The 13,063-nt window shown below is 74.7% G+C and carries 10 protein-coding genes and 1 pseudogene; 5 read left to right on the top strand and 6 right to left on the bottom strand.

Translation table 11 applies throughout. The features are described 5' to 3' along the window. A pseudogene (locus BU198_RS33755) lies at positions 1-636 on the bottom strand (SWIM zinc finger family protein); the annotation flags it as partial. A 142-nt stretch (positions 637-778) separates the two neighbouring features. Between BU198_RS33755 and BU198_RS33750 the strand changes: the two are divergent. Next, positions 779-1,696: an acyl-CoA thioesterase gene (locus BU198_RS33750; RefSeq protein ID WP_317620437.1), complete on the top strand. Its 918-nt coding sequence runs from the start codon at positions 779-781 to the stop codon at positions 1,694-1,696. A gap of 116 nt (positions 1,697-1,812) precedes the next feature. Then, positions 1,813-2,463 carry a TetR/AcrR family transcriptional regulator gene (locus BU198_RS33745; RefSeq protein WP_317620436.1) on the top strand — a complete coding sequence of 217 codons (651 nt, stop codon included), beginning with the start codon at positions 1,813-1,815 and terminating at the stop codon, positions 2,461-2,463. Positions 2,464-2,487: 24 nt separating this feature from the next. Here the strand turns inward: BU198_RS33745 and BU198_RS33740 are convergent, their stop codons facing one another. Continuing rightward, positions 2,488-3,834 (bottom strand): sulfite oxidase, encoded by a 1,347-nt coding sequence (locus BU198_RS33740; protein ID WP_188300653.1) that lies wholly within the window; start codon positions 3,832-3,834, stop codon positions 2,488-2,490. Positions 3,835-4,392: 558 nt separating this feature from the next. On the opposite strand from BU198_RS33740, the gene BU198_RS33735 reads away from it, so the two are divergent. Both BU198_RS33735 and BU198_RS33730 read left to right on the top strand, forming a co-directional pair. Beyond that, the gene (locus BU198_RS33735; protein WP_188300652.1) at positions 4,393-6,024 is read left to right on the top strand and encodes a BCCT family transporter; all 1,632 of its coding nucleotides are present in this window, start codon (positions 4,393-4,395) and stop codon (positions 6,022-6,024) included. 120 nt (positions 6,025-6,144) lie between these two features. Further along, the gene (locus BU198_RS33730; RefSeq protein WP_188300651.1) at positions 6,145-6,324 is read left to right on the top strand and encodes a hypothetical protein; all 180 of its coding nucleotides are present in this window, start codon (positions 6,145-6,147) and stop codon (positions 6,322-6,324) included. Between the two features lie 117 nt (positions 6,325-6,441). Here the strand turns inward: BU198_RS33730 and BU198_RS33725 are convergent, their stop codons facing one another. Continuing rightward, a complete protein-coding gene (locus tag BU198_RS33725) occupies positions 6,442-8,163 on the bottom strand; it encodes a DUF2398 family protein (protein WP_188300650.1) in 1,722 nt (573 codons plus the stop codon). Between the two features lie 299 nt (positions 8,164-8,462). Here BU198_RS33725 and BU198_RS33720 point away from each other — a divergent pair, with 299 nt between their 5' ends. Continuing rightward, on the top strand, positions 8,463-9,176 hold the full coding sequence (locus BU198_RS33720) for a lysoplasmalogenase (protein ID WP_223245312.1): 714 nt from the start codon (positions 8,463-8,465) through the stop codon (positions 9,174-9,176). A 69-nt stretch (positions 9,177-9,245) separates the two neighbouring features. On the opposite strand, the gene BU198_RS33715 is transcribed toward BU198_RS33720, so the two are convergent. From BU198_RS33715 to ggt, 3 genes are all read right to left on the bottom strand, one after another. Next, positions 9,246-9,869 (bottom strand): hypothetical protein, encoded by a 624-nt coding sequence (locus BU198_RS33715; RefSeq protein ID WP_188300649.1) that lies wholly within the window; start codon positions 9,867-9,869, stop codon positions 9,246-9,248. Positions 9,870-10,037: 168 nt separating this feature from the next. Further along, the gene (locus BU198_RS33710) at positions 10,038-10,841 is read right to left on the bottom strand and encodes an exodeoxyribonuclease III (RefSeq protein ID WP_188300648.1); all 804 of its coding nucleotides are present in this window, start codon (positions 10,839-10,841) and stop codon (positions 10,038-10,040) included. A gap of 113 nt (positions 10,842-10,954) precedes the next feature. After that, positions 10,955-12,745: a gamma-glutamyltransferase gene (ggt, locus tag BU198_RS33705; protein ID WP_188300647.1), complete on the bottom strand. Its 1,791-nt coding sequence runs from the start codon at positions 12,743-12,745 to the stop codon at positions 10,955-10,957. Between the last annotated feature and the right edge of the window lie 318 nt (positions 12,746-13,063).

The raw sequence follows: 13,063 nt of genomic DNA, 5'->3' as shown, positions 1-13,063 counted from the left end.
CCGCCCGCCGCGCCCGGCGCGCGGCAGCGAGCGCAGGAACCGGACCGCCTCGGCGGCGGGCAGCTCGGCGCGCAGCTCGAAGCCGGCCGCGACCACCTGGGTCTCGGCGAATCCGCGCAGCCAGCGGTCCGGCAGCGGCACCTTCTTCTCGACCAGCGGGCCGTCGAAGGTGGTGACCTCCAGCGCGTCCGGCCCCACCGCGAGGTGCAGCGGATCGGCCGGGCCGATCCTGGTCAGCGCCTCGCGCAGCGGGTTGTTGACGTCCACGTTGGTGGTGCCGTGGCCGATCTCGTCCCCGTCGAGCCCGGCCCGGAGCACGTCGAGCCTGGCGTAGACGCCGCAGCAGCCCGAGAAGGACTCGAAGCGCAGCCGGTCCCCGTTGGCGGTGACCACCGGGTCGAGCGAGGCGCGCAGCTGCGGCTGGTAGTAGCGCGCGGCGGCGACGTCGGCGACCGCGAGCAGCGCGGCGGCGGCCGGCGCCGGATCGGCCAGGAAGCCCGCGAAGAAGCGCGGGTTGGCGGCGGCGCCGAGCGGGGTCGCGCCTCCGGAGGTGGCCAGGTCGAGGTGCCGGCCGTCGGCGCCGTCCAGGACGGCCGACGGGCGCAGATAGGCATACGCGTGTGCGGATTGCGTCATGCCGGGCACGCTAGGTGAGAGGTCTGACACATCCGCGGGGACGGCCCCGGACTGGAACACGTTCCATCTCGTGGGACGGCCGGCGGCGAGGGCGTTACCCAGGTCACACCACCGGACGGTTGGCTTCTGCCACTATGGCTTCGTGACCGACCTGACCGACCTGACCGAACCGCGCGCCCGGGCCGAACGGGCCGCCCGCCCGGCCTCCCCGTTCGCCGAGCTGCTGGAGCTGGAGCGGCTGGACGAGAACACGTTCCGGGGCTTCTGCCACGCCGGTGCCCCGATGCGCGCCTTCGGCGGCCACGTCGCCGCGCAGGCGCTCGTCGCCGCCGGGCGCACCTGCGAGGAACGGCGCTCGGTGCACTCGTTGCACGGCTACTTCCTGCTCCCCGGCTCCCCGTCCCGCCCGATCGACTACGTGGTCGAGCGGGTCCGCGAGGGCATGTCGTACGCCACCCGCCGGGTGACGGCGCTCCAGCTGGGGAACGAGATCTTCACCCTCTCGGCCTCCTTCAAGCACTCCGAGCCGACCGCCGACCGCCGGCGCGAGATGCCGCCGGTGCCAGGACCGGACTCGCTGCCCGACCCCGTCTCCCAGGGGCCCGAGCAGGTCCGCCGGGCGATCGCCGAGACCGGCGGCTTCCGCGACCTCGACGTGCGGTTCGTCCCGCCGGACGCCCCTGGCCTGCCGCCGGCAGTCCCCGGCCTGCTCCGGCAGTTCGTCTGGATGCGCACCGCCTCCCCGCTGCCGGACGGCGACCCGCTGCTGCACGCCGGCGCGCTCGCCTACCTGTCCGACCTCACCCTGGCCTCCACGGCCGGGCTGGACGTGCAGCCGAACTTCTTCCAGCGCACCGAACCGCCCCGGCTGCTGATGGCCTCGCTGGACCACGCGATGTGGTTCCACCGCCCGTTCCGGGCCGACGAGTGGCTGCTGTTCGCCCAGCGCAGCCCGTCCTCCTCGGACGGCCGGGGCCTGGCGCACGGCGAGTTCTACGACCTGAACGGCCGGCTGGTCGCCTCCGCCGTCCAGGAGGCGCTGATCCGCGACCAGCCGTGACACCCGGCCGCACGCCCCGGTCGCGGGGCCCCTGCGCCCCGGTGGCCCCCGGACGAACGGAAGGGGGACGGTCGGCGTCATACTCCTGAGCGGCCCCGGCCCGTATCATGGTGCGGGTGACCAAGGTTGACCTGTCACCACGGCCGGTGGAGGCGATGTCTCCGCGTCAGCTCGAACGCCGCGAAAGCCTGATCGCGGCTGCGCTCGCCCTGGTGAACGAGATCGGCGTCGAGCGGATGCAGATGAAGCAGGTCTGCGAGCGGTCCGGAGTCGCCCTGGGGACGGCGTACCGCTACTTCTCCTCCAAGGACCACCTGCTGGCGGCGGCGATCGCCGAGTGGCACCGCCTGCTGCTGGCCGACCTGGTGGCCGAGCTGCGCGGGCCGCGGGCCGGGCTGGGGGCCACCGACCGGGCGGTCCGGTTCGTGCGGGGAGGGATGCGGGCCTACCAGCGGCAGCCCGAACTCGCCCGGCTGCGGGTGGCCGTGGCCGCCTCCACCGATCCGTTCGCCAGCGAGGCGCTGCAAGGCATGGCCCGGGCCGACAGCACCGCCCTGCAAGCGGTGACGACCGAGGTGCCGGCCGCCGCGAGCGACCTGGTGCGGCACATCGTCGCCCACGCCTGGCAGGGCGAGCTGACCGCCTGGGTGACCGGCCGCACCACCCTCGGGGACGCCCGGCGGCGGCTGGAGGACGTGGTGCGGCTGGTGCTGAACCCGTACGAGACGCGTTACCCGGCCCCGTACGAGGTCCAGTCCACGGGGTGAACCCGCGCCGGTCCGCCCGCCGGCTCAGACCACCGTCACCGGGTGGGCCACCACCGCGCCGAACAGGTAGCCCTCCCGGTTGAACACCGCCCGCTCGGGCTGGGTGTTGCCCCGGCGGTCCGTCGCGCGGGCGCGCAGCTCGTACCGGCCGGGCCGCTCGGGGCGCCAGTCGACGGTCCAGCGCGTCCAGCCGTCGGCCCGCGGCTCGTCGCGCAGTTCGGCGCGCCGCCAGGTCCGGCCCCCGTCGGTGCTCACCTCGACCCGGCGCACCGCCGCCGTTCCCGACCACGAGCGCCCGTGCAGCCGGTGCTCGCGGTCGGCCGCCAGCCGCGTGCCCGCGGCCAGCTCGAAGGCGCTCTTGACCACCTGGGTGGTGAGCGGGTCGCTGCCGCCGGCCGGGTAGTCCGGGCCGAACATCCGGTAGAACACGGTGTTCCACGGCGAGTGCAGCGGATGGTCGGCGACCTCGATGCCGCCCACCCACTTGATCGAGGCGATGCCCACCCAGCCCGGCACCACCAGCCTGACCGGGGCTCCGTGGTCGGGGGTCAGCGGCTCGCCGTTCATCTCGTACGCGAGCAGCACGTCGTCCAGCGCCTTGGCGATCGGCAGCGGGCGGCGCACCGGGCCGTAGTTGACGCCGCCCGAGACGAAGTCCGGGTCCAGGCCGGTGGGCAGCACGTCCACCGCCGCCGCGGTCAGCCCGGCGGCCCGCAGCACCTCGGCCAGCCGGACGCCCCGCCAGCTCGCCGAGCCGACGCCGCCGAGCGCCCACGGCGTGCCGGGGACGGGCTGGTTCTGCTGCCCGGGGAAGTAGCTGCGGCCGTTGCCCGCGCACTCGATCAGCGCGCTGATCCGGGTGGACGGCAGCTCCCGCAGGTCGTCCAGGCCGAACTCGACCGGGCTCCCGGCCGTCGGGGCGCCGCGCAGGGCGCTGCCGAACAGCTTGAGGCTCCACGTCTCGGGGTCGATCAGCGGAGTGCTGGTGTGATTGCGGACGAAGAACCGTTCCACCGGCACGTGGCGGCCGACGGCGGCGGAGCCGTCGGCGTCGCGGAAGGCGTCCCAGCGCGTCTCCGCGTTGGTGCCGTGCGGCACGAACCACTCGGCGGGCAGCGGCTTGACGACTCCGGGCACCGGCCCGGGCACCTGCGCGGCGGCCACTGGGACCGGAGCCGGGGCGGCCGGCACCTCCCCGGCCGCCGCCGGGACCGGAGCGAGCACCGGGGCGGCGGACAGCGGCGCGGCGAACACCCCGGCGGCGGAGACCATCCGCACCACCGTCCGGCGGTCCACGCCGTCGGCGTGGGCGGTGTCCCGGGCGGCTCGCTTCGGGCCTGCTTCGTTCGAGGTGCGGACCTCGTCGTCCATGAACGGCGTTCCTTCCGTTTCTGCGTGGGCGGTTCGGCGGTGCGCGCGGCCACGGACGGGAGCCCGAACGCTGCCCCGGCCGGGCCGCTCACCCCCGACATGACCTTGTCATCGGTGTGTACTCCTACCGTTCCCGCTGTCGGCGAAACCCCGGCCCGCGCAGGAGCGACCCGCGTCACCCGCCCCGCCGCCGCGGACGGGGAGGGCCCGGACACCCGCCCGCCCCGCCGAACTCACCGGCGGGCAACCGCCGGTGATCGAGGCCCCGCCCGAACTGCGCGACACACCAGCGGAGTTCCTCGCCGTCCGGGCCGGGCTACGGGCAGGGAGCAGCGCCAGAGTCCGCGGCCCGACCCGGAGAACGCCCAGGGGAACGGCCCGGGGACGCGACCCGGGCACGACTCCGGCGAGGAGCGAGCGGCCTGACGGGACGTAGGTCCCGACCCGCACTTCCCCGGCGCGCCGTCCCGCCGCTCGCGGAGCGAACTGGACATAGTGCGACATACAGCTTGAATCCGAGCACGCCGAGCGTGCCGAGCACGTCGAGGGGTCCGCCTGATGAGCAGCCAGCCGCCGCAACCCGACCAGCCCGAGAAGGAGCCCGACGAACCCGCCGCGACCCTTCCGGCCGACCGGGCGGTGTTCGGCATCGGCGCCGCCCTGGTGCTGGCCGTGGTCGCCTGGGGCGTCTTCGCCGAGGACTCGCTCGGCCGCACCTCCGACACCGCGCTCGGCTGGGTGCTGCACAACTTCGGCTGGCTCTTCGTGGTGGCCGCCGACGTCTTCCTCGTGCTCAGCGTGCTGCTCGCGTTCAGCCGCTTCGGCCGGATCCGGCTCGGCCGCGACGACGACGAGCCCGAGTTCTCCACCCTCGCCTGGATCGCCATGATGTTCAGCGCCGGCATGGGCATCGGCCTGATGTTCTACGGCGTCGGCGAGCCGCTCCAGCTCTTCGCCACCCCGCAGCCGGGCTCCGGTCTGGAGCCGCAGAGCGCGGCCGCCGCCCAGCAGGCCCTGGAGTTCTCGCTCTTCCACTGGACCCTGCACCCGTGGGCGATCTACGCGGTCGGCGGCCTGGCCCTGGCCTACACCACCTTCCGCAAGGGCCGGGGCAACCGGATCTCGGCCGCCTTCGTCCCGCTGATCGGACAGCGCGGTGCCGACGGCTGGGCCGGGCGGACGATCGACCTGCTGGCCGTGTTCGCCACCGTCTTCGGCTCGGCGACCAGCCTCGGCCTCGGCGCGCTCCAGGTCGCCGACGGGCTCGGCTACATCTCCTCCGTCCGCAACACCCAGAACGCCCAGCTGATCATCATCGCCTCGCTGACCGCCGCGTTCGTGGTCTCCGCGTTCTCCGGGGTGCACAAGGGCGTGAAGTGGCTCTCCACCGCGAACGTCGTGCTGGCCTCGCTGATCATGCTCTTCGTCTTCGTGTTCGGCCCGACGGTCTTCGCGCTGGACGCGATCCCCTCCTCGGTCGGCGGCTACCTCTCCGACCTGCTCGGGATGTCCACCCAGACCGGTGCCTTCACCGACGAGAGCTGGCTCGGCTCCTGGACGATCTTCTACTGGGCCTGGTGGCTCTCCTGGGCGCCCTTCGTCGGCACCTTCATCGCGCGGATCTCGCGCGGCCGCACCATCCGGCAGTTCCTGCTCGGCGTGCTGCTGGTGCCCAGCGGGGCGACGGTCATCTGGTTCTGCGTCATGGGCGGCACGGCGATCCGGCTGGTCACCACCGGCGCGGCCGACCTGGTCTCGACCATCCCGCAGGGCCCGGAGGCCTCGCTGTTCGAGATGCTGCGCTCGCTGCCGCTCGGCTCGGTGACCAGCGTGGTCGCGGTGCTTCTGGTGATGACCTTCTTCATCACCAGCGCCGACTCCGCCTCCCTGGTCCTCGGCTCGCTCTCCAGCCGCGGCTCGCTGCACCCCCGCACCTGGCTGGTGGTGGTCTGGGGCGTGCTGATGGGCGGGGTCGCGGCGGCCCTGCTGCTGGCCGGCGGGCTCACCGCGCTCCAGAACGCGACGATCCTGGTCGCACTGCCCTTCGTCGTGGTGATGCTGCTGCTGTGCGTCTCCCTGGTGAAGGAGCTCCGCGAGGACCCGGCCGCCGCCCCCTCCCGCCTCCACCCGCAGCACGGCCTGCGGGACGCCGTCCGGACGGCCGTCGGCGACCCGGACGCACGCCGCTGACCAGCGCGTACGCCCCGCCCGGGGACGGGTGGGGCGTATGCGGCCAACCGACGTCCAACCCCCGCCCGGACTTCACCCGTGCGTACCGACCGTTCACGCCGCCCTGGGACTCTCCCTGTCATGAACGCCAACCCTCAGGCGCCCTACCAGGACCCGCGCTTCCCCCTGCCCCAACGGCACCGGCGGCTCCTCGCCGTCACCGCCGTCCTCGCCTCCATCGCCCTCGGCACCCTGGGCGTCGGCGCCACCGTGGAAACCGTCGAACACGGCCCCCTCGCCAGCGTCTCCGCCCGCAAGTAACACCCGCCCCACCTGGCACCGCGATCCCCACCCCGGACGCGGTGCTTCTTGCTTTCCCGGCCGACCAGCCCGGCCGACCAGCCCGGCCGGGCCTGCCCGCGCGCGGGGCCGCCCCCGCTACGGGCGGGGGCCGGCCGGGGGCGGGATCAACAGGGCGGGGCGGGAGTGGCGGCCGGAGCCGGGGGTGGGGTGGAGGTCGGGGGCCGGGGCGTAGCGGGCGGCCGGGGGGCGGAGGCGCCAGGCCGGCGGGCGGGTGGGGTGCGGGGTGGGGGTCATCAGGGCGAGGCGGTGGAGCAGGTCGAGGGCGTCGCGCCGCAGGGCGGTGCGGTCGGCGAGGTAGCGGGCGGGGAGGCCGTACTCGTCCGCGATGTCGCCGAGGACCCCGTCTATCAGCGCGTCCGGGATCGGGACGTCGCCGGCGACCGCCTCCCCTGGCAGCGGGCGGACCTCCTCGACCAGCCGCTCGACCAGCAGCAGCGCGGCCTGGGCGAGGGTGCTCACGCCGGGGAGGGCGAGGTCGGTGAGTTCGGCGGCCGGGTCGAGCAGGGCGACGCCCTCGGCCCGCAGTTCGGCCTCCAGGCCGAGGAACTCGGCGACCGCCGCCGGGTCGCGGAGCCGGTGCTCGTGCAGCCAGGCCCGGTGGTCCTCGGGAAGGTCGGCGGCCAGGACGGCGGGCGTCTCGGCCAGCAGGCGGCGGACGGCGGTGGCAGGTTCGGCCTCGGCGGCACGGCGGATCAGGTCGGCGGCGTCGTCGGCGAGGGCGGGCGGGCCGGCCGGGACGGCGCGGGCCAGTTCGCGGTCCACAGTCAGGACGAAGGAGTCGTCGGCCGGGTCGGCGGGCAGCTCGCCGAGCACCTGCCAGTCGGCCAGCGCGGCCAGCGCCATAGCCAGGTCGGCCGGTTCGGCGGTGAGTTCGGGGGCGGCGGCGCGCATCGCGTCGAGCAGCCTCCGGTAGCCGAGCTTCTCCGGAGAGTCGACCAACAGGGCCAGCGCGAGGGCGAGTTGGGCGTACCCGGCCGGGGTGAACGGCGCCCCGGTAGCGGGGTGTTCGAGGCGGCGGGCGGCATCGGGGCCGAGGCCGGCCTTGCAGAGCCTGGCGTGCCAGGGGCCGACCACGAGGCGGTAGCCGAGCAGGGCGTCGAAGCGCTCGGCGAGCCAGTCGCGGTGACGGCGGATCAACGGGAAGCCGTCGGCGTGCGGGCCGGAGGCGGTGACCAGCGGATGGGCGAGCAACAGCCGGGCGGCGATGCGGCGTTCGGCGGCCGGGAGTTCCCCGCCGGAACGGTCCGGCGTGACCACGGGGAGCGGCGCCACCCTCGCGCCCTCGGGCCTGCGGTGCCGTCCCGGCCCGCCCGGCTTGGCACCTGACCGGACAACGGGCAGCGCGGCGTCGTCGCGCCGGGCGCGGCGCAGACCGCCCTCACCGCGGTCCTCGCGGGAGCGTACGGGCGCGGCGCAGTGCGCGGTGGGGCCGTGCCACCAGCTGACGCCGGGATCGGCGGCCGGCTCGGCGGCGGCGCCGAGGTGGCGGGCGGGGTAGAGGCCGAAGGAGGCGGTGCAGAGGTCGTCGGCGGTGCCGGGGGTGGCGGCGGCGAACCAGTGGGCCAGCCGCAGCAGCCCCGGGTCGGGCGAGAGCATCAGATCGGCGGCCGGAGCGTCCGGTGCCTGCGCGTCGTCAGCACCGCCCCCCGCAGCCTTCCCAGGTGCCCTGTCAGCGGGACCGGCTCCGCGTACGGCGAGGACGGCGGCGGCGGTTCCCCGTCCTGCCCCGCCCGTTCGTCCGTCCGGCCTGCCGGCGGCCACCCGGGTGGCGCCGACCGCGTAGTCCTGCTGATCCATGTCGGGGTCCAGCCTAGACGGTGCCCGGGTCACCCGACGGCAGCAACCGCCCTCCCGCGGAACTCTCCGCAAGAGCCCTCGAAGCGGCCGCCCGCCCTCCGTTCACCAACCGCCCCGTCATCCACCGTGCCCCACCGGGGTTACGCACCGGTAACCGACCCTTCCGCCGCCGGTCCGGCTCCCTTAAGGTCGATCGGGACCGACGCGACGACGGAGAGGCCCATGAGCGAGCGCAGCGAGGGAATCATCGAGAGGTGCGGGTGGGCGGATGCCCCTGCCGGGCACGGCGAGGCGGGCGCATGAGCGTCCGGACCACCACCCGGGCCGTCCTCGGGGCGCGGCTGCGCTCGGCCACCGGCCTGCTGGGCGGCTTCGCGGCCACCTCGGCGGCGCACCTGGGTGCGATCGTCTCGGGCGCCCCGGTGCTCCAGAACGCCACCAAGCCCGCCCTGATGCCGCTGCTGGCCGCGCACAGCGTGGCGGCGGCCAGGACGGCCGAGCGGGAGGCGCCGAAACTGCTGGCGCCGGCGCTGCTGCTGAGCGCGGGCGGGGACGTACTGCTCCAGCTGAGGAACGACACCGCGTTCCTCGCCGGCATGGGCTCGTTCGCGGCGGCGCACGTCTGCTACGTGACGATGTTCGTCCGGCGCGGCGCGCTCACCGACCGCCGCCGGGCCCTGGTGGTCGCGGCCGCGTACGCGACGGCCTGGGCGGCCCTGGTCGGGCAGCTCTGGCCGGACCTCGGGGACCTGCGCGTCCCGGTGGCCGGCTACAGCCTGCTGCTCGCCTCGACGGCCGTCACCTCGGCCGGACTGGGCTGGCGGACCGGGCTGGGCGGGGCGCTGTTCCTGCTCTCCGACACGCTGATCGCCACCCAGCTGGCGAAGTGGCGGGAGCTGCCCGGCCACCAGTTCTGGATCATGGCGACGTACGTGCTGGCCCAGTACCTGCTGGCCGACGGCACCCTGCGGGACCAGGCGCGCGAGGAACGGACGGAGCCGCGGACCGCCTGACGCAGCACCGCGCCGCCGGTCCGATCGGGTCCGGCGGCGCGGCACGGGAGCGTGCGGGCGGTGAGGCCGTCAGACACCGCGCCGCCGCAGCAGCCAGAAGCCGCCGACCCCGCCCACGACCAGCGCGAGGCCTCCGGCCAGCTCCGCCGGGCTGCTCGCGACCGAGCCGCCGAGGCCGGTCTGCACGGAGCCGTGCGGGGCGACCTGCTGGCTGCCCGCGCCTGACTGTCCGAGTGAGCCGGCCCACTCACCCGCGGCCTGGCCCCAGTCGCCGAGGCCTTTGTCGGCACCCTTGTCGGCACCCTTGTCGGCGCCCCTGTCGGGGGTGGTGGCGGCCACGGTGGTGACCGTGACGCTGGTGGCGAAGGCCCCGCCGTCCGGGCAGGAGCCGTCGACCTTGCTGTCCCCGGCGTGCTGGCCGGCCAGCCGGGCGGACCCGGTGTGCTTGCCGTCGGGGCCCAGGGTGAGGGTCGCCGGACCGCCCTCGAAGGCGGCGGAACGGGCGGTGATGGTCTTGGCGTCGGGCTTGTCCGACTTCTCGCAGGAGACCGTGACCGTCACGGTCTGGCCCGGTGCGGCCTGGGACGGGCTGACCGAGGCCGCGCCGTCCCTGGCGGATGCGAGGGGGGCCGTCAGGCCGGTCAGCGCCGTCGCGCCGATCAGGGCGGCGGCGGCCGTACGCATGGGGCGCATGCCGGAACCTCCGGGATTCTCGGGCGCAGCCGGGGGACTCCCATGTCCACGTGTTCGATCGACTGCACCCGGTCACTCACCGACAGTAGGCACCCGCTCGGCACCCGGCCAGCGCTCACGACCGTTCGGGTTACGGCCCGTGACCCGGCGTGATTCACGCCGGGCGGCTCACAGGTCGAGGTCGACCACGACCGGCGCGTGGTCCGAGGTGCCCTTGCCCTTGCGGGCCTCGCGGTCCACGTAGCTGTCGGTGACGGCGTCGGCGAAGGGCTTGTTGGCGTAGGTGAGGTCGATCCGCATGCCACGGTTCTTCGGGAAGGCCAGCTGGCGGTAGTCCCAGTAGGTGTAGGGGCGGTCGTACTTGAGCGGGCGGGGCACCACGTCCTGGAGGCCGATCTCGCCGAGGGCCGTCAGTGCGGCGCGCTCGACCGGGGTGACGTGGGTGAGGCCCTCGAAGGCGGCGGCGTCGAAGACGTCCTCGTCGGTCGGGGCGATGTTGAAGTCCCCCAGGACGGCGAACGGGCGGGAGCCGGCGGCGTCCTCGGTGGCGGCCTCGCGCAGTGCCTTCAGCCACTCCAGCTTGTACTGGTAGTGCGGGTGGCCGACCTCGCGGCCGTTGGGCACGTAGACCGACCAGACCCGGACCGGGCCGCAGGTGGCGGCGACGGCACGCGGTTCGAGCTCGGGCAGCAGGGCGCCGTCGGCGAGGTAGCCGGGCTGGCCGGGGAGGTCCCGCACGACGTCGTCCAGACCGAGCCGGGAGACGATCGCGACGCCGTTCCAGCGGCCGTTGCCGTGCGCGGCCGTCTCGTAGCCGAGCTCGCGGACCGCCTCGTGCGGGAAGGCGTCGGCCGCGCACTTGAGCTCCTGGAGGCAGAGCACGTCGGGCTTGGCGCTCTCCAGCCACTCCAGGAGCTTGGGCAGCCGGGCGGTGACGGAGTTGATGTTCCAGGTGGCGATGCGGACGGTCACGGCGGGCGGCCTTCCCGGTGGTTCGGTGCGGACGGGCAAACGGAAGGGGTGGGCCTCCCTCGCGAGGGAGGCCCACCCCGAACATACCGTCCGGCACCGACAGGCCGGTCCGATCAGGGCGCGGGCCTGACCACCGCGGCCGAGCCGCCGCCGCGCCGCACCGGTTCGGCCGCGGCCACCCAGCGCCCGTCCGGCAGCCGCTCCACACCGGTGGCGGCGCCGATCTCGCCGCCGTCGGCGAAGGCGTGCCCGAGGCCCTCCAGCGCGGCCCGCTCGGGCAGCGCCAGGAAGGCGGGCTCGGCCTGGGTCACCGCGGTGTTGCGCTGGCTGGCGCGCGGCGCGGCGATGGCCTGCTCCAGGCTCAGGCCCCGGTCGAGCCGGCCGAGCAGCACCTGGAGGGTGGTGGTGATGATGGTCGCGCCGCCGGGGCTGCCGGTGGCGAGCAGCGGCTCGCCGTCGCGCAGCACGATGGTCGGGGAGATCGAGGAGCGCGGCCGCTTGCCCGGGCCCGGCAGGTTGGGGTCGGGGACGCCGGGGGCGAGCGGGGCGAAGTTGAAGTCCGTCAGCTCGTTGTTGAGCAGGAAGCCCCGGCCCGGGACGGTGATGCCGCTGCCGCCGGTCTGCTCGATGGTGAGCGTGTAGGAGACGATGTTGCCCCAGCGGTCGGCGACCGTGAGGTGGGTGGTGTTGGGGCCCTCGTACGACTCGCCGACGGCCTGGCCGGTGTCGGCGCAGGGCGCCGGGTGGCGCGGGTCGCCGGGGGCGAGCGGGCTGGTGAGCGCGTGGTCGGGGCTGATCAGGCAGGCCCGGGAGGCGGCGTAGCGCTCGGAGAGCAGCTGCCTGGTGGGGACGTCGTTGAAGGCCGGGTCGCCGACCCAGCGGTTGCGGTCGGCGAAGGAGATCCGGGAGGCCTCCAGGAAGTGGTGGTAGTACTGGGTGCTGCTGTACGCCGGGACGTCGCCGCCGTCCTCCAGGATGTTGAGGGCCTCGCCGATGGTGGTCCCGCCGGAGCTGGAGGGGGCGATCCCGTAGACGTCGTAGGCGCCGTGGGAGACGTGGGTGGGCGCCTGGTCGCGGACCCGGTAGTCGGCGAGGTCGGTGGTGTCGACCTTGCCGGGGCGGGCGTTGCGGCCGGAGGCCGGGTCGACCGGCGGGTGCTGCACGGTGTTGGCGATGTCCCCGGCCAACTCGCCCTGGTAGAAGGCCTTGACGCCGTCCTTGGCGAGCAGCCGGTAGGTGGCGGCGAGGTCGGGGTTGCGCAGCACGCTGCCGACCTCGGGGGGCTTGCCGTTCGGCAGGAAGATCCCCGCGGTGGCCGGGAAGTCCTTGAACCGGGCGTAGTTGTCGGCGGTCTGCTTGTGGAAGGTGCCGTCCACGACGAAGCCGCGCTCGGCGATCCGTTCGGCCGGTTCGAGGTTCCGGGCGAGGGAGCGGCTGCCCCAGTGGCGCAGGGCGGCGTCCCAGGTGGCGGGGGTGCCGGGGACGCCGACGGACAGACCACTGGTGACGGCGTCGGCGAAGGCCAGCGGCTTGCCGTCCTCCAGGAACAGCCCGGTGTCCGCGGTGCGGCCCGCGGTCTCACGGCCGTCGATGGTGTGCACCCGGCCGGTGGCGTGGTCGTAGTAGACGAAGTACCCGCCGCCACCGACGCCGGAGGAGTACGGCTCGGTGACCCCGAGGGCCGCGGCGGCGGCGACGGCGGCGTCCACCGCGTTGCCGCCGTCGCGCAGCACCTCGATCCCGGCGGCGGTGGCGTCGGCGTCCACGGTGGCCACCGCTCCGCCCCAGCCCACCGCCTCGGGCACCTTCGACGGCGGGGCCGCGGCCCCGGCCGGCCCGACACTGGACCAGACCAGCGCGGTGGCGAGCAGCAGCGGTGGTGCGAGACGGGCCGGTGCCCTCATCCGAGTTCCTCCTGAGTCGACGTCAACTCAGTTGTTCCACAGGAGAGATGATCCGACAACCACCCCGCGCTGCTACCAACCGGTAGTTGACGGATCGGAGGAGTCGGGACCTCGGGGAGACCGAGGCCCCGAGGTCACGTTCCGGAGTCGATTCCCGACGTGCGCGATCATCTCCTTATGTGATCCATATACGGTGAGCGGGTTCACCACGAACCAATCACAAGAAGGGCGCAGCTCCTCCGTGCATCCGCCGCCTCCCCCGCCCCTGCCGCCCCAGCTGCCGGCGACTCCCCCGCACCGCCCCTGGTGGCAGCACCG

It is taken from the genome of Streptomyces sp. CBMA156 (genome assembly GCF_014596515.1).
Taxonomy (GTDB): domain Bacteria; phylum Actinomycetota; class Actinomycetes; order Streptomycetales; family Streptomycetaceae; genus Kitasatospora.
The sequence above is the reverse complement of the archived record's forward strand: the minus strand, read 5'-3'. Positions and strand labels throughout refer to the sequence as shown.

Bases quoted from the DNA above. Each gene is read 5' to 3' on its own strand.
- BU198_RS33715 (WP_188300649.1), bottom strand. From the start codon at position 9,869: ATGCGCCCCATGCGTACGGCCGCCGCCGCCCTGATCGGCGCGACGGCG.
- BU198_RS33720 (WP_223245312.1), top strand. From the start codon at position 8,463: ATGAGCGTCCGGACCACCACCCGGGCCGTCCTCGGGGCGCGGCTGCGC.
- BU198_RS33735 (WP_188300652.1), top strand. From the start codon at position 4,393: ATGAGCAGCCAGCCGCCGCAACCCGACCAGCCCGAGAAGGAGCCCGAC.
- BU198_RS33725 (WP_188300650.1), bottom strand. From the start codon at position 8,163: ATGGATCAGCAGGACTACGCGGTCGGCGCCACCCGGGTGGCCGCCGGC.
- ggt (WP_188300647.1), bottom strand. From the start codon at position 12,745: ATGAGGGCACCGGCCCGTCTCGCACCACCGCTGCTGCTCGCCACCGCG.
- BU198_RS33730 (WP_188300651.1), top strand. From the start codon at position 6,145: ATGAACGCCAACCCTCAGGCGCCCTACCAGGACCCGCGCTTCCCCCTG.
- BU198_RS33740 (WP_188300653.1), bottom strand. From the start codon at position 3,834: ATGGACGACGAGGTCCGCACCTCGAACGAAGCAGGCCCGAAGCGAGCC.